Source organism: Mycolicibacterium psychrotolerans, assembly GCF_010729305.1.
GTDB classification, from domain to species: Bacteria; Actinomycetota; Actinomycetes; order Mycobacteriales; family Mycobacteriaceae; genus Mycobacterium; species Mycobacterium psychrotolerans.
The window spans coordinates 2553625-2574664 of the sequence record NZ_AP022574.1 but is presented as its reverse complement, the minus strand read 5'-3'; the positions used below and the strand labels follow the sequence as shown (position 1 = coordinate 2574664).

The 21040-nt window shown below is 68.3% G+C and carries 23 protein-coding genes, 1 tRNA gene and 1 pseudogene; 16 read left to right on the top strand and 9 right to left on the bottom strand.

The genetic code is table 11. The features are described from left to right. Window positions 1-68 precede the first annotated feature (68 nt). From G6N45_RS12755 to G6N45_RS12730, 6 genes are read left to right on the top strand one after another with little or no spacing between them, the layout of a single operon-like run. Window positions 69-923, top strand: a complete 855-nt coding sequence (locus tag G6N45_RS12755) for an SDR family oxidoreductase (RefSeq protein WP_163722654.1) — start codon at window positions 69-71, stop codon at window positions 921-923. Beyond that, on the top strand, window positions 920-2440 hold the full coding sequence (locus G6N45_RS12750; protein WP_163722653.1) for a class I adenylate-forming enzyme family protein: 1521 nt from the start codon (window positions 920-922) through the stop codon (window positions 2438-2440). The genes G6N45_RS12755 and G6N45_RS12750 overlap by 4 nt, the downstream gene beginning before the upstream one ends. Next, a complete protein-coding gene (locus G6N45_RS12745) occupies window positions 2437-2739 on the top strand; it encodes a hypothetical protein (RefSeq protein WP_163722652.1) in 303 nt (100 codons plus the stop codon). The genes G6N45_RS12750 and G6N45_RS12745 overlap by 4 nt, the downstream gene beginning before the upstream one ends. 14 nt (window positions 2740-2753) lie before the next feature. Further along, window positions 2754-4211 carry an adenylate/guanylate cyclase domain-containing protein gene (locus G6N45_RS12740; protein ID WP_163722651.1) on the top strand — a complete coding sequence of 486 codons (1458 nt, stop codon included), beginning with the start codon at window positions 2754-2756 and terminating at the stop codon, window positions 4209-4211. 29 nt (window positions 4212-4240) lie between these two features. Next, window positions 4241-5071 (top strand): putative hydro-lyase, encoded by an 831-nt coding sequence (locus tag G6N45_RS12735; RefSeq protein ID WP_163722650.1) that lies wholly within the window; start codon window positions 4241-4243, stop codon window positions 5069-5071. Then, complete coding sequence (locus tag G6N45_RS12730) at window positions 5071-6402, top strand: MFS transporter (protein WP_163722649.1); 1332 nt, start codon at window positions 5071-5073, stop codon at window positions 6400-6402. Before G6N45_RS12735 ends, G6N45_RS12730 begins: the two co-directional genes overlap by 1 nt. Here the strand turns inward: G6N45_RS12730 and G6N45_RS12725 are convergent. From G6N45_RS12725 to G6N45_RS12705, 5 genes are read right to left on the bottom strand one after another with little or no spacing between them, the layout of a single operon-like run. Next, entirely contained in the window at window positions 6397-6810 is a 414-nt protein-coding gene (locus G6N45_RS12725) for a nuclear transport factor 2 family protein (protein WP_163722648.1), read from the bottom strand. The genes G6N45_RS12730 and G6N45_RS12725 overlap by 6 nt on opposite strands. Next, window positions 6807-7205 carry a Zn-ribbon domain-containing OB-fold protein gene (locus tag G6N45_RS12720; protein ID WP_163728318.1) on the bottom strand — a complete coding sequence of 133 codons (399 nt, stop codon included), beginning with the start codon at window positions 7203-7205 and terminating at the stop codon, window positions 6807-6809. Before G6N45_RS12720 ends, G6N45_RS12725 begins: the two co-directional genes overlap by 4 nt. Before the next feature lie 26 nt (window positions 7206-7231). After that, window positions 7232-8440: a thiolase family protein gene (locus G6N45_RS12715; protein ID WP_163722647.1), complete on the bottom strand. Its 1209-nt coding sequence runs from the start codon at window positions 8438-8440 to the stop codon at window positions 7232-7234. Between the two features lie 15 nt (window positions 8441-8455). After that, window positions 8456-10684 (bottom strand): acyl-CoA dehydrogenase family protein, encoded by a 2229-nt coding sequence (locus tag G6N45_RS12710; RefSeq protein ID WP_163722646.1) that lies wholly within the window; start codon window positions 10682-10684, stop codon window positions 8456-8458. After that, window positions 10681-11697, bottom strand: coding sequence for an NAD-dependent epimerase/dehydratase family protein (locus G6N45_RS12705; protein WP_163728313.1), 1017 nt, complete (start codon window positions 11695-11697; stop codon window positions 10681-10683). Before G6N45_RS12705 ends, G6N45_RS12710 begins: the two co-directional genes overlap by 4 nt. A gap of 108 nt (window positions 11698-11805) precedes the next feature. Between G6N45_RS12705 and G6N45_RS12700 the strand changes: the two genes are divergently transcribed. The 3 genes from G6N45_RS12700 to G6N45_RS12690 are packed head-to-tail and all read left to right on the top strand — an operon-like array spanning window position 11806 to window position 14706. Beyond that, on the top strand, window positions 11806-12381 hold the full coding sequence (locus G6N45_RS12700) for a TetR/AcrR family transcriptional regulator (RefSeq protein ID WP_163722645.1): 576 nt from the start codon (window positions 11806-11808) through the stop codon (window positions 12379-12381). Between the two features lie 40 nt (window positions 12382-12421). After that, the gene (locus tag G6N45_RS12695; protein WP_163722644.1) at window positions 12422-12883 is read left to right on the top strand and encodes an SRPBCC family protein; all 462 of its coding nucleotides are present in this window, start codon (window positions 12422-12424) and stop codon (window positions 12881-12883) included. Beyond that, window positions 12880-14706, top strand: a complete 1827-nt coding sequence (locus tag G6N45_RS12690) for a sulfatase-like hydrolase/transferase (protein ID WP_163722643.1) — start codon at window positions 12880-12882, stop codon at window positions 14704-14706. The genes G6N45_RS12695 and G6N45_RS12690 overlap by 4 nt, the downstream gene beginning before the upstream one ends. On the opposite strand, the gene G6N45_RS12685 is transcribed toward G6N45_RS12690, so the two are convergent. Next, window positions 14679-15941, bottom strand: a complete 1263-nt coding sequence (locus G6N45_RS12685; protein WP_163722642.1) for an amidohydrolase family protein — start codon at window positions 15939-15941, stop codon at window positions 14679-14681. The two genes, G6N45_RS12690 and G6N45_RS12685, sit on opposite strands and share 28 nt — an antisense overlap. 24 nt (window positions 15942-15965) lie before the next feature. Here G6N45_RS12685 and G6N45_RS12680 point away from each other — a divergent pair, with 24 nt between their 5' ends. Beyond that, window positions 15966-16805, top strand: a complete 840-nt coding sequence (locus G6N45_RS12680) for an AraC family transcriptional regulator (RefSeq protein WP_163722641.1) — start codon at window positions 15966-15968, stop codon at window positions 16803-16805. A gap of 15 nt (window positions 16806-16820) precedes the next feature. On the opposite strand, the gene G6N45_RS12675 is transcribed toward G6N45_RS12680, so the two are convergent. Continuing rightward, entirely contained in the window at window positions 16821-17447 is a 627-nt protein-coding gene (locus G6N45_RS12675; RefSeq protein ID WP_163722640.1) for a TetR/AcrR family transcriptional regulator, read from the bottom strand. A 123-nt stretch (window positions 17448-17570) separates the two neighbouring features. On the opposite strand from G6N45_RS12675, the gene G6N45_RS12670 reads away from it, so the two are divergent. Continuing rightward, the gene (locus tag G6N45_RS12670; protein ID WP_163722639.1) at window positions 17571-17843 is read left to right on the top strand and encodes a WhiB family transcriptional regulator; all 273 of its coding nucleotides are present in this window, start codon (window positions 17571-17573) and stop codon (window positions 17841-17843) included. A gap of 6 nt (window positions 17844-17849) precedes the next feature. Here G6N45_RS12670 and G6N45_RS12665 read toward each other — a convergent pair whose 3' ends face one another. Beyond that, a complete protein-coding gene (locus G6N45_RS12665) occupies window positions 17850-18731 on the bottom strand; it encodes an alpha/beta fold hydrolase (protein WP_163722638.1) in 882 nt (293 codons plus the stop codon). A gap of 197 nt (window positions 18732-18928) precedes the next feature. Between G6N45_RS12665 and G6N45_RS12660 the strand changes: the two genes are divergently transcribed. Next, window positions 18929-19171: a hypothetical protein gene (locus tag G6N45_RS12660; protein WP_163722637.1), complete on the top strand. Its 243-nt coding sequence runs from the start codon at window positions 18929-18931 to the stop codon at window positions 19169-19171. 215 nt (window positions 19172-19386) lie between these two features. Here the strand turns inward: G6N45_RS12660 and G6N45_RS12655 are convergent. Further along, a tRNA-Leu gene (locus G6N45_RS12655) sits at window positions 19387-19469 on the bottom strand. A 90-nt stretch (window positions 19470-19559) separates the two neighbouring features. Here G6N45_RS12655 and G6N45_RS28250 point away from each other — a divergent pair. From G6N45_RS28250 to G6N45_RS12640, 4 genes and pseudogenes are all read left to right on the top strand, one after another. Then, a pseudogene (locus tag G6N45_RS28250) lies at window positions 19560-19667 on the top strand (hypothetical protein); the annotation flags it as partial. A gap of 105 nt (window positions 19668-19772) precedes the next feature. Beyond that, on the top strand, window positions 19773-20330 hold the full coding sequence (locus tag G6N45_RS12650) for a hypothetical protein (RefSeq protein WP_246228975.1): 558 nt from the start codon (window positions 19773-19775) through the stop codon (window positions 20328-20330). Beyond that, window positions 20311-20694: a hypothetical protein gene (locus G6N45_RS12645; RefSeq protein WP_163722635.1), complete on the top strand. Its 384-nt coding sequence runs from the start codon at window positions 20311-20313 to the stop codon at window positions 20692-20694. Before G6N45_RS12650 ends, G6N45_RS12645 begins: the two co-directional genes overlap by 20 nt. Then, window positions 20691-21038 carry a DUF3817 domain-containing protein gene (locus G6N45_RS12640; RefSeq protein WP_163722634.1) on the top strand — a complete coding sequence of 116 codons (348 nt, stop codon included), beginning with the start codon at window positions 20691-20693 and terminating at the stop codon, window positions 21036-21038. The genes G6N45_RS12645 and G6N45_RS12640 overlap by 4 nt, the downstream gene beginning before the upstream one ends. The last annotated feature ends 2 nt before the right edge of the window (window positions 21039-21040 follow it).

The window sequence follows — 21040 nt, the reverse complement described above, 5'->3', positions numbered from 1 at the left end:
GCTACACAGCGATTACGTGGTTCGCATAAAATGAGAACGGCACTATCCGGTGCCGGTGAGGAGGCGCGATGTCCGACGAATCGACCGAGTCGCTGTTCACTGACCGCACCATGGTGGTGTCGGGAGGCAGTCGCGGGATCGGCCTGGCCATCGCGCTGGGCGCGGCACGCCGCGGGGCCAACGTGGTGCTGCTGGCCAAGACTGCGGACCCACACCCCCGCCTACCGGGCACCGTGCACACCGCGGTCGCCGAGGTCGAGGCCGCTGGAGGCAAGGCCGTGGCGGTGGTCGGCGACGTCCGCCGCGAGGACGACGTCTCGCGCGTCGTGGACACCGCCGTCGCGCACTTCGGCGGCATCGACATCGTCGTGAACAACGCGAGCGCGATCGCCACCGAGCCGACCGAGGCGCTCTCGGCCAAGAAGTTCGACCTGATGATGGACATCAACGTCCGCGGCACCTTCCTGCTCACCCAGGCGGCGCTGCCGCATCTGCGCAAGTCGGACAACCCTCACGTGCTCACGCTGGCGCCGCCGCTGAACATGAACCCGCACTGGCTCGGTGCGCACCCGTCCTACACGCTGTCCAAGTACGGCATGACGCTGCTGTCGCTGGGGTGGGCCGAGGAGTTCCGCGGCGAACGCGACGGGGCGGGCATCGGCTTCAGTTGCCTGTGGCCGCAGACCTACATCGCGACCTCTGCGGTGGCCAACCTCCCCGGGGGCGACGACCTCGTCGACGCCTCACGCAGCCCGGACATCATGGGCGACGCCGCGGTGGCGATCCTCGCCAGGCCCGCCGCCGAGGTGAACGGCCGGACGTTCATCGATGCCGACGTGCTCACCGCCGCAGGCCTCACGGATCTCTCGACGTACGGCGGCGGGGACGACCCCATGTGGGATATCTTCCTGGACAAGTCATGAGTATCTCCCTGCTGCTGGAAATGGCCGCGTCGGCCGATCCCGATCGGACGGCGGTGGTCGACGACGACACCCGGTTCACCACCGGCGAATTGAGCGCGCTGGCCGACGGCGGCGCGCAGGTGATCGCCTCCTCCGGCGCCCGGCACGTCGCTTATGTCGGCACGGGCGGCGCGATGCTCCCCCTTCTGCTGTTCGCCTCGGCCCGCGCCGCGATACCGGTCACGCCGCTGAACTACCGGCTCTCCGCCGACGGCCTGCGCGCGCTTCTCGATCGCCTGCCCGACCCGCTCGTCGTCGTGGACGACGAGTACCGGACGGCCGTCGGCGACGGGTACCGCGTGCTGGGATCCGCCGAATTCCGTTCCGCGGCAGGCGAAACGGAGCCCGGCCCGGACGTTCCGGTGTTCGCCGATCCCGATGCCGTCGCGGTCGTCCTGTTCACCTCGGGCACCACGTCCACGCCGAAGGCCGTCGAACTCACCCACAACAACCTGACCAGTTACATCACCGGCACCGTCGAATTCGCCTCCGCGGAACCGGGAGACGCCGCGTTGATCTGTGTGCCGCCCTACCACATCGCCGGGGTGGGCGCGGCCCTGTCGAACCTGTACGCGGGCCGGAAGATGGTGTATCTCAGACACTTCGACGCCGAGGAATGGGTGCGGCTGGTGATCGACGAGGGGGTGACGTCGGCCACGGTGGTGCCCACGATGCTCGACCGCATCGTCTCGGTCCTCGCGGCACGAGCCGTCACGCTGCCCACGCTGCGCACGCTGGCCTACGGCGGCTCGAAAGTGCCGTTGCCGTTGGTGCGCAAGGCGCTCGCGCTGTTGCCCGCGGTCGGCTTCGTCAACGCCTACGGTCTGACCGAGACCAGTTCCACCATCGCCGTGCTCACTCCAGACGACCACCGCGCCGCACTCGCCGCCGGCGACGAGACGGCCATTCGCCGGCTCGGATCGGTGGGCCGGCCCGTGCCCGGCATCGAGGTCGAGATCCGCGCAGACGACGGGACCGTGGTCGGCCCCGACGAACCCGGGGAACTGTTCGTGCGCGGTGAGCAGGTGTCGGGTAAATACACCGACATCGGTTCCGTCCTCGACGAGAACGGCTGGTTCCCGACCAGGGACGTCGCCTACCTCGACGGCGAGGGATACCTGTTCATCGGCGGCCGCTCCGACGACACCATCATCCGCGGCGGTGAGAACATCGCGCCCGCCGAGATCGAGGACGTTCTCGTCGAGCATCCGCATGTCCGCGACTGCGCTGTCGTCGGCGCCGATGATCCCGAATGGGGTCAGATCATCGTCGCTGTGGTCGTCGCCCATCAGGGCACCGAGCCCGACAGCGAGGACCTGCGCGCCCATGTCCGCGCGCAGTTGCGCGGATCCCGCACTCCCGACCGGGTGGTGTTCCGGGACGAACTGCCCACCAACGCCACCGGCAAGGTGCTGCGACGGGAACTGGTCGACGAATTGAACGCCGTAGTGAACGCCGCATCGAAGGAGTCCGCATGATCAAGAACGGCAGCCGCCTGCAGAGCCAGGTCTGTGACACCCAGGTCATCGTGGTGCGCAATGCCGACAGCCTCGACGATTTGCGGGCCGGCGGCGCACCGATGGTCCCTGTCGGCGACAGCGTCGACAGCGGCCTGTCGCTCGACGAGGGGCTCGCCGACGGCAACCTGATGGGCAAGCGCTACGTCGACGACGGTGGCGCCGAGGTGCTCGTCACCAAGGCAGGCAAGGGCACGCTGTCGATCGGGTCGGTTCCCCTGACCCTGAAGGAAGCCAAGCCGCTGCCTGCCAGCGACTGATAGCTTCTCCCCGTGTGAGGCCACGGCGGCTGCTGACCCGGTACGCGGTGGGTCTGACCACGGCCTACCTCCTCACTGTCGCCGAAGTCGTGGCCATCGTGGGAGCGCTGGGCGGGCGCGGTGTCGTCACGGTCGGCAACATCGTCACCCTGGTCGTCGTCGTGACCGTCGGCACGACCACCGTCGGACTCGGCGCGCTCGCCATCCTGCGGCCGTCGGTGCGCTGGCTGTCGGCGGGGCGTCGGCCAACTCCTGCCGAGATCGCCACCACCGCCAAGATCATCCGTCGCCAGGCGGGGATCATGGTGGCCCCGTGGTTGTTGACCGCAGCGGTGCTGGTTCCGCTCAACCGCGACGCCGACGCGTCGGTGTTCGTCGTTATCACCACGACGCTGCTCTTCGGCGCGATCGCCGCGGTGTGCACCGGTTTCCTGTTCACCCTCCGCACGTTGCGGCCGCTGATGGCCCGCGTGCCCCCGGGCGAACGGCCCGCCGCACCCGGGGTGCGCGCGCGTCTGATCCTGATGTGGACGTTGTGTACGGCACTGCCGGGCACCGCGATCGCACTGCTGCTGATCCTGCGGTACCGCAACTGGCTGTTGACCCAGGACAGCCCGATCGAGCTCGCGCTGCTGGTGCTGGCGCTGGTGGCCGTGGTCCTCGGGTTGCGCGCGATGCTCGTGGTGTCGATGTCGATCTCGGATCCGATCGGCCAGGTGGTGGCGGCGATGGCCGATGTCGAGAGGGGCGACATCGAGGGCAGCGTCGACGTGTACGAATGGTCCGAGATCGGCCGTCTGCAAACTGGATTCAACCGCATGGTCGCAGGCCTCCGAGAACGCGACCGGCTGCACGACCTGTTCGGACGACACGTCGGCGAGGAGGTGGCCCGCCGCGCACTGGAGCAGGGCGAGTCTCCCGCGGGCGACGAACGGGAGGCGGCCGTGCTGTTCGTCGACCTCACCGACTCGACACAGTTGGCCGTCGAGCGGGAACCGCACGAGGTGGCCCGGATCCTCAACGACTTCTTCCGCATCGTCGTCGCCGAGGTCGACGCGCGGCACGGGCTGATCAACAAGTTCCAGGGCGACGCCGCGCTGGCGGTGTTCGGCGCGCCGCTGCGCATCGCCGACCCCGCGTCGGCCGCGCTGGCCGTCGCCCGCACCCTCGCCGGCGAATTGACCAGTCTCAGCGTTGATTTCGGTATCGGCGTGTCGGCCGGTCCAGTGTTCGCAGGCAACATCGGAGCGGAGAACCGCTACGAGTACACCGTGATCGGCGACCCCGTGAACGAGGCGGCGCGCCTTGCCGACTGCGCCAAGGAGCACCCCGGCCGGGTCGTGAGTTCCGGTGCGGCATTCGCCCGGGCCTGCGCCGGCGAACAGGCGCACTGGTCACCGTGCGGGGAGACCACCCTGCGGGGACGCTCCGACGTCACCCATCTCTACGCACCCGGCTCACCTGCGCGTTAGTTCCGTACGCTAACGGGGAATGCTCGCGTATGCGAACCGCCGCAGCCCGGGATGTGACCGCTGCGGTGCGGGCGCGCGCCGACATCCGCGCCGGCCGCCACACCGGCCCCACGAGCGGCCTGGCGCCAGGTTTCGCTCAAGCCAACCTGGTGGTCCTGCCCGAGGCGTACGCGCTGGATTTCCTGCGGTTCTGTGTCCGCAATCCGGGACCGTGCCCCCTGCTCGACGTGAGCGGCACGGGCAACCCCTGCCCGGAGACACTCGCGGCCGCGGCCGATCTGCGCAGCGACGTCCCGCGTTATCGCGTGTTCGCCGACGGGCGGTGCATCGACGAACCGACCGACGTGCACCGCTACTGGCGAGCCGATCTGGTGGCCTTCCTGCTGGGGTGTTCCTTCACCTTCGAGTGGGCGCTGGCGGCGGCCGGTGTCCCTCTTGCGCACCAACGTCAGCACACCAACGTGCCGATGTACGTGACCGACCGGCCCTGTGTGCCCGCCGGACCGTTCCATGGAGCGATGGTGGTCTCGATGCGTCCGATGCCTCCCGCCGATCTGGCGCGCGCCGCGCGCGTGACGGCGCGCTTCCCGGCCATGCACGGCGCCCCCGTGCACGCGGGCGACCCGGCCGCGCTGGGCATCGCCGACCTCGCCTCCCCCGACTTCGGCGATCCGGTGTCGATCGCCGACGGCGAGATCCCGGTGTTCTGGGCGTGCGGGGTGACACCGCAGATGGCGGTGCAGCGCGCCAGGCCGCCGGTGGCGATCGTCCACGCGCCCGGACACATGTTCATCACTGACCTCCCCCACGAGCACTACGACACTGCGGCCCCTGCACCCCGACCGCCCGGAGGATCGTGATGACCGTCGAACATGCGCACCCGCGCCGCACCCATGCCACATCCGGCACCGTCGCGAAGGCGGTGCGCGGAGCAGCGATCGGCAACACCGTCGAATGGTTCGACTTCGCGATCTACGGCTTCCTCGCGACCTACATCGCCGAGAAGTTCTTTCCCCCGGGCGACGAGACCGCCGCGCTGCTGAACACCTTCGCGATCTTCGCCGCGGCGTTCTTCATGCGACCACTGGGCGGCTTCTTCTTCGGCCCCCTGGCCGACCGGATCGGCCGGCAGAAGGTGCTGGCGCTGGTCATCCTGATGATGTCGGCCTCCACGCTCGCCATCGGTCTGGTCCCCAGCTATCAGAGCATCGGCGTGTTCGCGCCGATCCTGCTGCTGCTCCTGCGCTGTCTGCAGGGGTTCTCCGCCGGCGGCGAATACGGCAGCGGGGCGTGCTTTCTGGCCGAGTACGCCTCCGACCGGCACCGCGGATTCGTGGTGTCGTTCCTCGTCTGGTCTGTGGTGGTGGGTTTCCTGCTCGGCTCGGTGACCGTCACCGCTCTGGAGGCCATGCTGTCCGAGTCGGCCATGGACACCTACGGCTGGCGGATACCGTTCCTGATCGCCGGTCTGCTCGGCGCCGTCGGCCTCTACATCCGGACGCGCCTTGGTGACACCCCCGAGTTCGAAGAGCTGCGCGAGACGGGTGAATTGTCGTCCTCCCCGCTGAAGGAGGCCGTCACCACCGCATGGCGGCCCATCCTGCAGATCATCGGGCTGGTGATCATCCACAACGTCGGCTTCTACGTCGTCTTCACTTTCCTGCCAAGCTATTTCACCAAGACATTGGGGTTCGGCAAGACCGATGCGTTCGTGTCCATCACCGTCGCCAGCGTCGTCGCGATAGCGTTGATCCCGCCGCTGGGCGCGCTGTCGGACCGGATCGGACGGAAGCCGCTGCTGATCGCGGGTTCGGTCCTGTTCACGGCCTTCACCTATCCGCTGTTCCTTCTGCTCAACAGCGGCTCGCTGGCCGCCGCGATCACCGCCCACGCGGCCCTGGCCGCCATCGAGTCGGTGTTCGCGTCGACGGCGCTGGCCGCGGGCGCCGAGTTGTTCGCCACCCGCGTCCGGTCCAGTGGATACTCGATCGGCTACAACATCTCGGTGGCCCTGTTCGGCGGCACCGCCCCGTATGTGGCCACCTGGCTGGTGGCGCGGACGGGCAACCAGATCGCCCCGGCGTACTACGTGATCGGCGCCGCCATCGTCACGCTGCTGACCGTGCTGACGATGCGCGAGACCGCGCGCCGTCCGCTGCGAAAGCTGGTCGCGCAGGGCGATAGATCATGAGTCGCCGACCGTTCTCACCAGGACGGTGGTGAACCGGCGACGCGCGAGCCGCCAGCCCTGGCCGGTGCGGACGAACTCGTCGTCGTAGACACCTGCCGCGTGGACGCCGGATTCGTTGTCAGCGGCCATGATCAGCGCGTCGACATAGGCGCGCGCCCGGGCGGTGTCGCCGTCGACGGTCACCACCGGGTTGGTGATCCGGTGCATGGTGTGTCCCGCCGGCGCATGCGCGGCCACCATGAACTCGGTCACCGCATCGACACCGTGCCAGATTCCGATCTCGCCGTAGTCCAGCCGGCAGTCCTCGGTGAAGACCGTGCGGAACAGCGGCCAGTCACGGGTGTCGATTCCGGTCGCATAGCGGATCAGGACGTCAGTGATCTCCTGCTTGTCTTCGGCGTCGCTCATGCGGCGCCGGCGGGCTCGTAGCGCAGCAGCGTGACGTCGTGGTCGGGGTAATCGCAGAACACCGGTCGCACCCGCATGCCGATCTTGATGTCGGCCGGCTCGACGTTGACCAGCTCGGTCGAGAACCGCGGTCCCTCATCCCATTCGACGATCGCCAGCAGCTGCGGCACCGCATCGGCGAAGTGGGGGCCGACGGGCCGGCGTGCGACGGTGTAGGAGTACAGCGTGCCCAGCCCGGAGATCTCCCGCCATTGCAGATCGTCGGCGAGGGTGCCCGGGGCGCGCACCCGAGGATAGAAGACGTAGGACTGCGACGAGGGCGAGTACTGGATGACGACGCGATGGTCGGCCAGCCCGTCCCAGAACGGTGCCGTTGTGGGTGTCTTGACCGGCATCGGCCGTGTGAAGGTGTGGTCCACGGTCAATCCCCTTCCAGCACGAGCGTGGTCTGTTCGGACAGGATGCCGCCGTTGCCCGAGACGAACGCGCGGTTGCAGTCGGGCACCTGGGCCGCACCCGCGCGGCCCATGATCTGCCGGGCCGCGTCACACACGTGATGCATCCCGCCGGCATTGGCCGCCTGACCGAAACCCAGTTGACCGCCCGCGGTGTTGAGCGGGAAGTCGCCGCGGAAGGTGAGGTCGTGCCGGGAGACGAACTCCATGCCCTTGCCCTTCTCGCAGAACCCGGCGTCCTCGAGACTCAACAGCACCGTGATGGTGTAGCAGTCATAGATCGACACCATGTCCATCTGGGCACGCGTCAGTCCCGACATGGCGAAAGCGGTCTCGGCGGCCCGGATTATCGGCGTCTGCAACAGGTCCTCGGCATACGTGGGTGTCTTGTAGGGAACCTGCTCGCCGAAACCCCTGATCCACACCGGCCGGTTCGCGGAGCGGGCGGCGACGTCGGCGGCCGCCACCACGACGGCGGCGCCGCCGAGACACGGCATCACGATCTCGAGCATGTGCAGCGGGTCGGCGATCACCGGGCTGGCCAGCACGTCCTCGATGGTCAGTGGCGTGTCCTTCCAGATCGCGCCGTCGGTGTGGTTGGCGTTGACGCGCTGATCCACCACGATCTTCGCCATGGCCCGTTCGTCGTAGCCGTAGATCGACGCATACCGCTGGGCGACCTGACCGTACGGGCCGTTCTGGCCGAGGTTGCCGTAGGGGATCTCGAATTCGGCCTGCGGCGAACCGTATTGGTTGCTCGACGCGCCGAAGAACACCGCGTCGGTCATCGGTCGGGGCAACTTGTCCGACGTCGGAGTGAGGTAGCGCGCCGGGATCACGCACAGCACCACGTCGCAGATCCCCAACTCGATCGCCGCCGCGGCCCGCCACACCATGCCCGCGGCGCTCGCCCCGCCGAGATCGACGAGCTCGGCGAAATTCGCCCGCACTCCCAGATATTCGGCAACGGTCGACGGAACGAAGATCTCCGACTCGGCGAGGTGGGTGGTGACGATCCCGTCGACATCGGTTCCGGCGAGTCCCGCGTCGGCGAGAGCGGCGGAAGCGAGCTCGGCCCACTGCTCGATCATGAACGGGGCGACGGTGGCCTTGCTCATCCGCTCCGGCGGCAGTTCCACGTAGCCGACGATGGCGGCCTCTCCACGTAATCCCATGTGCTCTCCTGTCGTTCAGGCGCGGGGCAGCCCGAGGATCATCTGGGCGATGATGTTGAGCTGGATCTCCCTGGTCCCCCCGCCGATCAATTCGGCCGGTAGATGGAAATATTGTTCCACCAGCGGCGCCCCTCCCGGCCCGGCGTCCTCGAGCAGTCCCGCGGGAGCGGACAGGTCGAGACTCGCCGCGAAGGTCCTGCGCAGCATCACGTTCATCGCCACCTTGGCGATGCTCGACGCCGGCCCCGGCGCCTGCCCGTCGAGCAGGCGCAGCACCTCGCGCACGGCGAGCACCTTGATCGCGGTGGCGTAGGCGTCGGCTTCCCCGAGCGCGCTGCGCACCCGGACATGGTCCTGGCCGCCCTCGTTGGCCAGCGCACGCAGAATGCGGGCCCGGTCGAAGTTGACGTAACCGCTGATGGCCACCCGCTCCTGCGCCATGGTCGCGATCGCCAGATTCCAGCCGTCCGTCGGACCGCCGAGCAGCAGTTCGTCGGAAACGAACACGTCGGTGAGGAAGACCTCGTTGAAGTGGGCTTCGCCGGTCGCCTGCCGGATCGGCTGAACGTCGATGCCCTCGGAGCGCATGTCGACGATGAAGTAGCCGATGCCGCGATGCTTGGCCGCGTCCGGATCGGTGCGTGCCAGCAGTGCCCCGAAGTCGGCCGTGTGCGCCGACGAGGTCCAGATCTTGTGGCCGTTGATCCGCCAGCCGCCGTCGACCTTCGTCGCGCGCGTCGTCAGCGCTGCCAGATCGGAGCCGGCACCGGGCTCACTGAACAGCTGGCACCAGCCCAGCTCACCCCGTTGGGTCGGCGGAATGAACCGCTGCGCAACGTGTTCGGGCGCGGAACTGATCAGCGACGGCATGATCCACTCCGCGATGCCCAGCGACGGCCGCACGAGCTGCGGCCGCTTGGCGAACTCCTCGTCGATGATCAACTGCTGCAGCGCCGTGGCGTCGACGCCCCAGGGCCGCGGCCAGTGCGGCGCGATCAGCCCGGTGTCGGCGAGCAGGGTGCGCTGCGGGCCGACGGCCAGGTTCTCGTAGTCCCCCTGCCGCCCCGGCCGGTCGTTGCGCAGCATGGCCGCCTTGTCGAGGACACCGGCGACGGTGGCCCGGAACTCAGCATCGAGGTCGCCGAGATCGACTGCGACGTAGCGGCTCTCGGTGCGCGTGAGTTCGCCGAGCTCGTGGGCGTAGCGGCTCGCCGGCCCGATCGAGGCGGCCAGGCTGGTGGCCTTGCGCCAGTACAGGTGCAGGTCGTGTTCCCAGGTGTACCCGATGGCGCCGAACATGGTCAGCGTGTCGAGCACCAGGTCGGGCGCGGGACCGACCGCCATCAGGGCGGCAGAGGCGGCCGCGATCCGGTTCTGCGCCAGGGACTCCGACGCCGAGCGCACCGCGTCCCACGCCGCTGCGGTCGCGAGCTCGCTGTTGACCAGCAACATGGCCGCCTGATGCTGCAGCGCCTGGAACGACCCGATGGGGCGGCCGAACTGCTCGCGGGTGCGCAGGTGCTCGGTCACGGCGCGCACACACCACCGGATGACTCCTGAGGTGGCGCCGGCCGTGAGTGCGACCGCCAGGCAGCGGGCCCGTTCGTCGTCGATGCCGATGAGCTGCCCATCCGCTGCGCAGCGATATCCGTCGAGCCGCAGGGCGCCGACGTCGATGGTCTTGTCGGTACCCATGAGCGGGGTGATCTCGGCGCCCGCTGCGGCGGGGTCGATGATCAGCCACAGGGTGCGGCCTCCGGAGCGTGCGGGCGCGAGGATCGCTTGGGCAGAGCACAGTCCCGGCGTGGCGGCCGAGGTGCCGCTCACCGTCCATCCGGTGTCGGACGGCGTCGCGCGCAGACCGTCGCGGTCGGTGATCAGCGCCGCCGGCACGCCCTCGGCCAGCCGTGCGAGCAACGCGTGCGCGGCGGCGGTGTCGTCGGCCAGCAGCGCCACGGCGCCGGCGATGATCGTGGGCAGCACCGGACCGGGCAGCATCGCCGTGGCCGCGGCTTCGACCACACAGGCCGTGTCGGTCAGCGTCCCGCCCTGTCCCCCGATCCGCTCGGGCAGGTGCACGGCGTGAAAACCGTTGGCGACGAACTCGTCCCACCACGCGGGCAGCTCCCCCGCGGCCAATGAGTCGAAGGCCCGGCGAGTCTTCTCGATCGGGGCGTGCCGCTCGGCGAAATCCGCCACGGCAGCCGCCAACTGGTCCTGCTCGGGAGTGAGCCCGATCGTCACGTGAGCTCCTGCACGGTCGTCGATCGCCGCGACGCATCGCGGAAGAAGTGAGCGCCCGCGACGATCGCCTCGGATGCCGGGCGTGGTCGCCAACACAGTTCCCGCATCGCCTTGGAATGGTCGAGTGGCGTCATGATGTGCATCAACCGGATGTTGAGCGGGGTGAATCTGGTGTCCTTGCCGCGCACCCGGGCGACGGCGCCGCCGACGTGCGCGGCCGCCGACATCAGGCGGATCGGGACACCCACCTTCGGTGGGGCCACACCGACCGCCGCACAACCGATCTCGTGGACCTCCCGGATGCTCATGAAGCGCTCGGAGACGATGTAGCGTTCGCCGATGCGGCCCCGTTCACCGGCCAGGATCATCGCCTCCGCCGCGTCGTCGATACCGACCACCTCCGCGTCGTATCCGTCGATGAAGAACGGCAACTTCCCGCGCACCGCGGCGGCGAGCATCCCGCCGTGCGGGGTGGGCAGCCAGTCCCCCGCGCCGAAGGTGTTGGCCACGCACATCGCCACGCCCGGCAGCCCCCGGTCGGCGCAGTAACGCAGCAGCATGTTCTCGGCCTCGACCCGGGAACGGATGTAGTCCCCGCCCATGTCGAGCCAGTTGTGGACCGTCTGCTCGTCGGCCAGACCGTCCGGTGACCGGCCGATGGTTCCGATGGAACTGGTGAACACGAATTTGCACAGATGTGCGTCGACGGCCACGTCGAGAACGGTGCGCAGACCCTCGACGTTGGTGCGCCACAGCGGCCGCGGGTCGCGCAACCAGGGTCGGGCGTCGACGACGCAGTAGTAGACGACGTCGCAGCCGTCCATGGCCGAGCGCACCGCGTCGGCATCGAAGATCTCTCCGTAGCGGATGTCGACGGGAAGTCCGTCGATGCCCCGGGTCGAACTCGTCGTGCGGATCAGCACCCGGACGTCGTCGCCCCTCGCGACGAGCCGCTGGGTGACGTGCGATCCGAGGAAACCACTGGCGCCGATCACCAGTGCCGTTCCCGCCATCGACATCTCGCCCTTCGTCGGCCTCTCACGAGACGCACCGTCTCGTCTTGTGGCACACTACGGCTGCAGCACCTGCGTGTAAAGCCGTGTTCAGTCAGGAGGTCGCCGATGGCCGTTGCGGTCACCGCGCCCCGGCGGCGCAGCGAGAAGTCGCGCCGGGCCATCGTCACGGCGACCCGCGAACTGCTGCTCGACCGCGGTTTCGACAAGCTCACCATCGAGGCGGTGGCCGCCCGGGCGGGCGTCGGTAAGCAGACGATCTACCGCTGGTGGCCCAGCAGGCACGCCCTGGTCGCCGACGTCATCCTCGAAGACGCCGACCGGATCCTTCGCCCGGTGGCCTCCGGCACCGACGTCACCGCGGACGTCTGCGCCTGGGCGGTCGAACTGGCGGCGGCACTGACCACAGCCAGGGGGAATGCGATGTTGCGTTTCCTGACCACCGCCGGGATGGAACACCCCGACACCGCGGCGCGGCTGAATGCGGGCTTCTCGACGCCACTGCACGACAGCCTGCGCAGCCGATTGGTCGCCCACGGGTGTGACGAGGAGGCGGCACGCGACGCCGCCGACGCCATCGTCGGCGGCATCGTCTACGCCGCGCTGACCGAAGGACGCGCTTTCCCCCGTCGGCGGGCCGAATCCATCACCCGCACCGTGATCGGCGGACTGCGCTTGACCTGATCGACCAGCGCGAGTCGCCGCCGCACGCGATGATGAGCCCATGGCAGAGTTCAGCCGCACCCGCACCCTCACCGCCGAACCAGCAGCGGTGTGGGCGCTGCTGGCCGACTTCGGCGACCTGGCCGGGTGGGCGGCCGGTGTCGACCACTGCTGCCTGCTCAACCACGTCGAGGCGCGACCACCCTTGGGGCTGAGCCGGCGTGTGCAGATGGGCCGCGACACCGTGGTCGAGACCATCACCGACTACCGGCCGGCCCGGACCCTCGCCTACGCGATCGCCGGCCTGCCGCCCCGGCTGTCGGTGTCGAACCGCTGGGACGTGTTGCCCCGGGGTGAGTCTCGGATCAACTCGGGGACCACCGTCACGCTGACCACCTCGGTGCGCACGACGGCCCGCCCGCTGGGCCGGCTCCTCGAGCGGATCGCGGCGCGGCTGGTGGCGAGACGCTCGCAGACGCTGCTGGATTCACTGGCAAAGGCGACCGAAAGGGTTTCCTCATGACCTCTGCGCGACCGGACATCGTGATCGTGATGACCGACGAGGAGCGAGCGGCACCACCGTACGAACCGGCGGCACTCGCCGCATGGCGGCGCGAGAACCTGCCGGGCAGAGCATGGTTCGACGCGCACGGGGTGTGCTTCGCCCGCCACTACACCGGCTCCCTGGCCTGCGTGCCCAGCCGGCCGACGATCTTCACCGGGCAGTACCCGGACCTGCACGGCGTCACCCAGACCGACGGGATCGGCAAGGCCTACGACGATGCACGGTTGCGCTGGCTACGCCGCGGCGAGGTGCCAACGCTGGGCAACTGGTTCCGCGCCGCCGGCTACGACACCCACTACGACGGCAAGTGGCACATCTCCCACGCCGATCTCGTCGACCCGGCAACCGGGGAATCGCTGGCCACCAACGACGGCGACGGCGTCGTCGACCCCGAAGCGGTGCGCCGCTACCTCGACGCGGATCTGCTTGCACCCTACGGCTTCTCCGGATGGGTCGGCCCCGAGCCCCACGGCGCGAAACTGTCCAATGCAGGTATCCGGCGCGATCCGCTGATCGCCGACCGCGTTGTCGCGTGGCTCGAGGACCGCTACGCCCGGCGCCGGGCCTGCGATCCCGAGGCGGCCCGACCCTTCCTGCTCGTCGCGAGCTTCGTCAACCCGCACGACATCGTGTTGTTCCCGGCCTGGGCACGGCGCAGCCCGTTACGGCCGTCCCCGCTCGACCCGCCGCACGTGCCGCCTGCCCCCACCGCCGACGAGGATCTGGCGGGAAAACCGGCCGCCCAGATCGCTTTTCGTGAGGCGTACTACTCCGGGTACGGTCCCGCGCGGGCGATCGAGCGGACGTACCGGCGCAACGCGCAGGCCTACCGGGACCTGTATTACCGGTTGCACGCAGAGGTCGATTCCCCGATCGACCGGGTGCGGCGTGCGGTCACCGACGGCGGATCCGCCGATGCGGTCCTGGTCCGCACGGCCGACCACGGGGACCTCCTTGGCGCTCACGGCGGGCTGCACCAGAAGTGGTTCAACCTCTACGACGAAGCCACCCGCGTCCCGTTCGTCATCGCCCGGGTCGGCACCCGGACGTCGCCGGCGCGGACGGTGGCCGCGCCCACGTCCCACGTCGATCTGGTGCCGACGCTGCTGTCGGCTGCGGGCATCGATGTCGAAGCGACGACGCGGGTGCTCGCCCAGTCGTTCACCGAGGTGCACCCGCTGCCCGGCCGGGATCTGATGCCGGTGGTCGACGGCGCCGACGCCGACGACGCGCGCGCCGTCTACCTCATGACCCGGGACAACGTGCTCGAGGGCGACACCGGCGCGTCCGGGCTGGCGCGGATGCTGAAGTTGACCAGGAGTGTGCCTGCGCCGCTGCGCATCCGCATCCCCGCGCACACCGCCGCCAATTTCGAGGGAATGGTGCTGCGGGTCGAGGACAGCGCCGCGCCCGGCGGTGCGGGTCATCTCTGGAAGCTGGTGCGCTCGTTCGACGACCCCGCCACCTGGACCGAGCCCGGGGTGCGTCACCTCGCGGCCACCGGTCTGGGTGGACCGATGTACCGCAACGACCCGCTCGACGACCAATGGGAGCTCTACGATCTCACCGTCGACGCCGTCGAGGCCGTCAACCGGTGGACCGATCCGAGCCTGCACGAGTTGCGTTCCCATCTTCGCGCCCAGCTCAAATCCGCTCGCGCGGAATCGGTTCCGGAACGACATCAGCCCTGGCCGTACGCGCGCCGCCGATCACCGCGGCGGTGGTCGCCGTTCGCCGCGGTACGCCGACTCAATCAGGCCTTGGCGAGCTGCTTTTCGTGATAGCGCCGGGCCCATTCGGCACGCGGCCGGATCGACACGTCGACGTCGGCACCCTTGGCTCGCAGCGCGCCGACGGTCGCCTCGGCTTTCTCGGTGCGCGCGAACGGATCCCAGCCGAAGAACCGGCAGGAGTTCTCCCACGTGATCTTGTTGATGTCGGAATCGGATGCCCCGGCGGCGTTCAACTCGGCCAGCACTTTCTCCGGTGCATCGGGCCAGAAACAGTCCGAATGCGGGTAGTCGCACTCCCAGGCGATGATGTCGATACCGATCTCGTGGCGCAGCTTCAGCGACGTCTTATCGGTGACGTAACAGGCCAGCGAGTGCTCGCGGAAGACGTCGCTGGGCAGCTTGTCGCCGAAGTCGCGACGCAGCCACTTCTGGTTGGTGTAGTGCCGGTCGCTGCGATCGAGATAGAACGGGATCCACCCGATCCCGCCTTCGGAGAACGCGAACTTCAGATCCGGGTACTTGCGCATCGCCGGCCCCCACAACAGATCCTGCGCGCACATCGCCGACACCTGGGTCGCCAGGATGATCAGATTGTCGATGGGGGCGTTGGGAGCCATGCTGATCGCGCCGAAGCCGGTGCCGATGTGCAGGCACATCACCACGCTCTCCTCGGACAGGGTGCGAAACACCGGACCCCAGTACTCGTCGTCGTGGTAGCTCGGAAGCCCTTCCAGGTGGGGCAGTTCCGGCATCGTCACCGCACGGCAGCCCTTGGCCGCCACCCGGCGGATCTCGGCGCACATCGCCTCGGGATTCCACGTCGGCAGGATTGCGATCGGGATGAAGCGGTCCGGGTACGAGCCTGCCCACTCGTCGATGTGCCAGTCGTTGTAGGCCGACACCATCACCAGCGTCGCCTCCTCGCGGTGCATGTTGAGGTGGCGAGCCGAGAAGCCGGTGAACGTCGGGAAGCACATCGAGGCGAGGATGCCGTTGCGGTTCATGTCCCGCACGCGCTCGTGCACGTCGTACACCCCGGGTCGCATCTCGGCGAACCCGGCCGGATCGCGGCCCCACTCCTCGGCAGGCCAGGACACCACCGCGTTCAGGCCACTGACCCCCTGCGGACGTCCCTGATACATCCACTGGTCGACGCCCTTGTCGTCGGTGACGACGATCGGCGCCTCGTCCTTGTACTTCGCCGGAACGTGGCGCAGGAACATGTCGGGCGGCTCCACCACATGGTCGTCGATGCTCACCAGAATCAGGTCGTCGGCGTTCATGAGTCAGTAGTACCGTGAGAATTCGTGACCGTCTCCGCGCGTTCGGACAACTTCTTGTCCATAGCGGCCAAACCTCGTCCGGTCATCGAGCTGCGCCGCGGTGGGCCGGCACTCGGCGGCAGCTATCTCTACGAGGGCGACGCGTTGATCACCGGCTGGCACTCGCACGAGGTCCACCAGATCGAGTACGCGCTGCACGGAGTGGTCGAGGTGGAGACCGACTCGGCGCACTATCTGCTGCCCCCGCAGCAGGCGGCCTGGATACCCGCGGGGCTGGAGCACCAGGCAGTGATGAACCCCGACGTCAAGACCGTCGCGGTGATGTTCGACCGCACACTGATCCCCGACGGCGGCGACCGGGCCCGCATCCTCGCGGTGTCCCCGCTGATCCGGGAGATGATGATCTACGCGCTGCGCTGGCCGATCGATCGCCGGCCGGGCGCGGCCGACGACGACAGCGTGTCCGAGGGGTTCTTCCGGACGCTGGCCGCACTCGTCGGCGAGGCCCTCGACCACGAGGCTCCACTGAGCCTGCCGACCTCCGAGGACCCCTTGGTCGCCGCGGCCCTCGCCTACACCAAATCCCACCTCGGCACGGTCACCTGCGGGGAGGTCAGCAGGGCGGTCTCGGTGTCCGAGCGCACGCTGCGCCGGTTGTTCGCCGAGACCCTCGGAATGCCTTGGCGCACTTACCTTCTGCATGCCCGAATGCTGCGGGCGATGGCATTGCTCGCCGCCCCGGCGCAGTCCGTGCAGCAGACGGCCACCGACGTCGGTTTCACCAGCATCAGCTCCTTCACCCGCGCCTTCGCGGCCTTCAGCGGCGAGACCCCCAGCGCCTACCGCAAGAGAGTCGCCGGCTGACGCGACCGAGGGTCGTTACGGAGTCCGGCCGGGGCGGAAGAGGCCGTCTCGCAACAGCGTGTCGACGGACTTCTGCCAGCGTTCGAGTTGCCCCGGACTGGTGAGCGGCCCGCCGAGATGCCGTTCCACATGGGACTTGAGGCTGATGGTTCCGAGCGCGAGCACCATGGAATTGATCGCGGCCCAGGTGAGGTCGATGTCGGGGCGCACCTCGCCCCGATCGATGCGCTGCTGCCAGCGCGAGATACCCACCGCGAGCAGGGTGTCGAACAGCTGTGCGCCGACGGGGCTGCCGTCCACCAGCGCCCGGCTCAGATAGGCCGCGACATCCGGGTGCTCCGCGATGATCGTGGTGACCCGGGTGCCGATCTCGGCCACCGAGTCGACCGGCGGGTCCGGCAGCGGCCGGGCCAGCGAGGAGACGAACAACTTCACCACGTATTCGTCGACAGCGCTGATCAACCCGGCCTTCGTCGCGAAGTGATGCTGCACCAGCCCCAGTGACACCCCGGCCGCGGCGGCGACCCCGCGCATCGTCGTCGCCGCTGTCCCGTGCAGCGCGAAGCTGCGCAGCGCCGCAACACGGATTCGCTCGATGTTGCGGGGCTCGCCACCCGTTTTTACGTCTGCGTCGGATACCACGTGGCCAACCGTAGACAACGCAGCGCCCCAGCGCGGACGACGGTACAAATGTATTGTCGGTGCGATACACGCGTATCGTGAAGTCGCCAGCGAACGCAGGAAACGACAGGGAGGGGTGTGGCCATGTATCCGGTATCGATCGACGAAGACGCGTGGACCGCGCCGTGCACGCGTGATCCCGATCGGTGGATCACCACCGCGGACGAGGGCGCCAAGGAACTGTGCCGGTCCTGCCCTCGCCGGTGGCAGTGCGCCCGCGAGGCGTGCGTGACGCCGGGAGCGGTGGGGCTGTGGGCGGGCATCGTGCTCCCCGAAGGCGGCCGCAACCGCCAGTTCGCGCTCAAGCAGCTGCGATCACTCGCCGAGCGCAACGGGCACCCGGTCCGGAAGAGGTGAGTCCGCTCAGCGGATCGGGTCGGTCACCGGCGGCGGTGCGACCGTCTCCGTGGTCACGGTGATGAAGTCGTCGATCAGGTCGACGACGTCGTCGGGCTTCTCGACATGCGGAAAGTGTCCGACTCCGGCCAGCACCTCCAGGCGGCAGCCGGGATGGAGGTCGCTGAGCGCGTAGCCGTGCTCGACGGGGATGATCCGATCATCGTCGCCCCATATCACCAGCGCCGGCATCTCCGAGGTCAGGTACAGCCGGTTCAGTGCGCTGACGGCCTGGCCGCGGTAGTCGACCACCGAGCGCAGGGTCCGCAGGAAGGCCTGCCGGGTCTGCGAGTCCGACAGCGACGAGTACGCACTCCACATCTCCGCGCCGCGCGGTGAATGAATGCTCTTCGCCGACAGCCAACCGCGAATCGTGTTGCCCGCCTTGACCACCGGCGGTGGCGCGATCACCGGCAGCAGGAATTCGGCACCGGGGGCGGAGAGCAGGCGCAGGGTCCAACCGACGTCCTGGCCCAGCCCGCCGCTGCTGATCAGGATCAGTCGCTGGCAGTAGTCGCGGTGCTGGTAGGCGAACTGCATCGCCACGCCACCGCCCAGTGACTGGCCCACCACCGTGGCCTGCGCGATGCCGAGTTCGTCGAGCAGGTCGCGCAGCCACACCGCGAACGCACCCAGTGAGTAGTCACCACGTGGCTTGGCCGACTGCCCGTGCCCCAGCAGGTCCGGCGCGACCACCCGGTACCGTTTGGCGAGCCGGGGTATCACCGACCGCCAGGTCTCCGAACTGCCCGCCATCCCGTGGATCAGCAGCAACACTTCCTCGCCGCTGCCCTCGTCCCGGTAGGCGAGCCGGTCGCCGTGCAGATCCAGGAACTTCACGTCGCTCATAGGCTGACCTTTCCCCGCTCGAGACGGATCATGCCGACCATGGTCGCAGAACGGCCGCCCCGAGGGGGCGGACCGTGCGCGGCGCAACGACCGGCGATCGCGGTGACCACAGTCACGTTGCCCGAGGTTTCAGCGATTGACGAGGGGGTAATTTCCCGACAACACGCCGGTTGTTCGGCATTTCGAGGAGGAACACCATGGCCGAGAGGGCCAGCACCGCTCACGCAGAAGACCCGTTCAACGAGGCCGTCGCGACGACGGGCCTCTTCCTCCTCATCACCGCCATCATCGCGGTGGCGTTCGCCCTAGCGAGCTGGGGGCTGTCCGAAACGCTGTTCGCGGTTCTCGCCGGAGCAGTGGCGCTGGTCAGCTTCGCGGCGAGCATCTTCTGCTTCACCGCTCAATCGCACGAGCCGGCCGCGGCCGAGGTTTCCGCCTGAACCGTCTGCCGTCCATGGGTGCGACGTCGATGTCGTATTGCGCGGTCTTAACGTAGCGTCGCCCGGCTCGTCCCGAGTTCTCGGTACCCCGACCATCGTCGGGGCACCGGAAGTCAGCACCCGGATGATGACCGTCGGTTGGCGGTCGTCGCACAGTACGTCCAGGGCAAGATTCGCGAGAGTGAGATCTTCGAGCGTCGCGCAAACTGGGCGAGTGCGCGAGGGGGGACTCGAACCCCCACGCCCATAGGGCAATGGAACCTAAATCCATCTCGTCTGCCAGTTCCGACACTCGCGCAAGCCCGCCGATCTTAGCGCGCCGTTCACTGATCCGACCTGTCGGACCGCGCCCATAGTCTGATGTCACCACTGTCCGGAAGGAGTCGACATCAGATCAAGAGACGAGTTCGAAGCTGTCCAGCTCATGATTCTCGAAGGTTTGAACGACTGCGAAATAGCAAGGCAAACGGGCATTCCGAGGAAAACTGTGTGGGAGTGGCGTCGTCGCCCAGGGGTCCGATGCCGGAGAAGCGCGGGTGCGCGCCCTTGCGACCATGACTTCGACGCCCTCCCCAAGGGGCCGTACGCCTACGTGCTCGGCATGTACCTCGGCGACGGTTGCATTTCGCGCCAGGGGCGCACCTACAACATTCGCATCACCTGCGACAAGCGTTATCCGGCGATCATCGACCGTTGTCGGGCCGCGATAGACGCTCTGTTTCCCCGGCAACGCGCAGGCGTCTATTGGCGTCGCACTGGATGCGCAGACGTATATCTGTTTTCGAATCACTGGCCATGCCTCCTGCCACAGCACGGACCCGGCCGCAAGCACCGCAGACGCATTGAGCTGGAAGCTTGGCAGCAGGCGATCGTCGACCGCGAAACCGAGGAGTTCGTGCTCGGGCTCCTCCACAGCGACGGGTGTCGAGTCGTCGCCAACGATCGCGGTATCCGCAGCGTCAGGTACCACTTCAGCAACCGGTCCGAGGACATCATCGGCCTGTTCACCAACGCACTCGACCTCTTGGACATCACCTGGACGCGATCTGACAACCACACAGTGTCGATCTATCGCAAGGAGGCGACCGCCATGCTCGATGAGTTCGTCGGCCCCAAGGACAGCGCGGTACCGTTGTACGGTGTCCACTACGCGGCGTAGGAGGCCGGCGCTCATCCTGTTGGTGATCGCCGCCGCGTCCGGTTGCCTCGCGTTGGCCTGGTGGCAGTGGACCCGGTTCGAATCGACCTCGGGCGATTTCCAGAATCTGGGCTACGCGCTGCAGTGGCCGCTGTTCGCCGGCTTCTGCGTCTACGCGTACTACAAGTTCGTCCGTTACGAGGACGCCCCACCCGTGCCGCATCACCAGGACACCCCGACGGAGATCCCCGCCGGGCTCCTCCCGGAGCGCCCGCACGTCGCGCCACTCGAGGCCGACGTCACCCTGCGGGAGTACAACGCCTACCTCGCCGAACTCGCCAAGGCCGACAGCGACGTCCAGAGACCGACAGGAACCGATACGTGACCGCACCCGAATCGCCCGCGCCGCTCACTCCCGTCGACACCATCCGCAAGGCCCTCACCGGCTACCGGGTGATGGCCTGGGCGACGGGCGTCTGGCTGATCGCACTCTGCTACGAGATGGTGATGAAGTACGCGTTCGCCGACGACTCCCTCGGCTGGATCGCGGTCGTGCACGGCTGGGTGTACTTCGTGTATCTGCTGTTCACCGCCAACCTGGCCGTGAAGGTGCGCTGGCCCATCGCCAAGACCGTCGGCGTGCTGCTGGCGGGCACCATCCCGCTCGTCGGCATCGTCGTCGAGCACTTCCAGACCCAGAACATCAAGAGCCAGTTCGGCATTGAATAACC

What these genes read in the sequence shown, in the direction of transcription:
- G6N45_RS12755 (WP_163722654.1), top strand. Translation starts at nt 69, where the DNA reads ATGTCCGACGAATCGACCGAGTCGCTGTTCACTGACCGCACCATGGTG.
- G6N45_RS12750 (WP_163722653.1), top strand. Translation starts at nt 920, where the DNA reads ATGAGTATCTCCCTGCTGCTGGAAATGGCCGCGTCGGCCGATCCCGAT.
- G6N45_RS12745 (WP_163722652.1), top strand. Translation starts at nt 2,437, where the DNA reads ATGATCAAGAACGGCAGCCGCCTGCAGAGCCAGGTCTGTGACACCCAG.
- G6N45_RS12735 (WP_163722650.1), top strand. Translation starts at nt 4,241, where the DNA reads ATGCGAACCGCCGCAGCCCGGGATGTGACCGCTGCGGTGCGGGCGCGC.
- G6N45_RS12730 (WP_163722649.1), top strand. Translation starts at nt 5,071, where the DNA reads ATGACCGTCGAACATGCGCACCCGCGCCGCACCCATGCCACATCCGGC.
- G6N45_RS12725 (WP_163722648.1), bottom strand. Translation starts at nt 6,810, where the DNA reads ATGAGCGACGCCGAAGACAAGCAGGAGATCACTGACGTCCTGATCCGC.
- G6N45_RS12720 (WP_163728318.1), bottom strand. Translation starts at nt 7,205, where the DNA reads ATGCCGGTCAAGACACCCACAACGGCACCGTTCTGGGACGGGCTGGCC.
- G6N45_RS12715 (WP_163722647.1), bottom strand. Translation starts at nt 8,440, where the DNA reads ATGGGATTACGTGGAGAGGCCGCCATCGTCGGCTACGTGGAACTGCCG.
- G6N45_RS12705 (WP_163728313.1), bottom strand. Translation starts at nt 11,697, where the DNA reads ATGGCGGGAACGGCACTGGTGATCGGCGCCAGTGGTTTCCTCGGATCG.
- G6N45_RS12700 (WP_163722645.1), top strand. Translation starts at nt 11,806, where the DNA reads ATGGCCGTTGCGGTCACCGCGCCCCGGCGGCGCAGCGAGAAGTCGCGC.
- G6N45_RS12695 (WP_163722644.1), top strand. Translation starts at nt 12,422, where the DNA reads ATGGCAGAGTTCAGCCGCACCCGCACCCTCACCGCCGAACCAGCAGCG.
- G6N45_RS12690 (WP_163722643.1), top strand. Translation starts at nt 12,880, where the DNA reads ATGACCTCTGCGCGACCGGACATCGTGATCGTGATGACCGACGAGGAG.
- G6N45_RS12685 (WP_163722642.1), bottom strand. Translation starts at nt 15,941, where the DNA reads ATGAACGCCGACGACCTGATTCTGGTGAGCATCGACGACCATGTGGTG.
- G6N45_RS12670 (WP_163722639.1), top strand. Translation starts at nt 17,571, where the DNA reads ATGTATCCGGTATCGATCGACGAAGACGCGTGGACCGCGCCGTGCACG.
- G6N45_RS12665 (WP_163722638.1), bottom strand. Translation starts at nt 18,731, where the DNA reads ATGAGCGACGTGAAGTTCCTGGATCTGCACGGCGACCGGCTCGCCTAC.
- G6N45_RS12660 (WP_163722637.1), top strand. Translation starts at nt 18,929, where the DNA reads ATGGCCGAGAGGGCCAGCACCGCTCACGCAGAAGACCCGTTCAACGAG.
- G6N45_RS12650 (WP_246228975.1), top strand. Translation starts at nt 19,773, where the DNA reads ATGTACCTCGGCGACGGTTGCATTTCGCGCCAGGGGCGCACCTACAAC.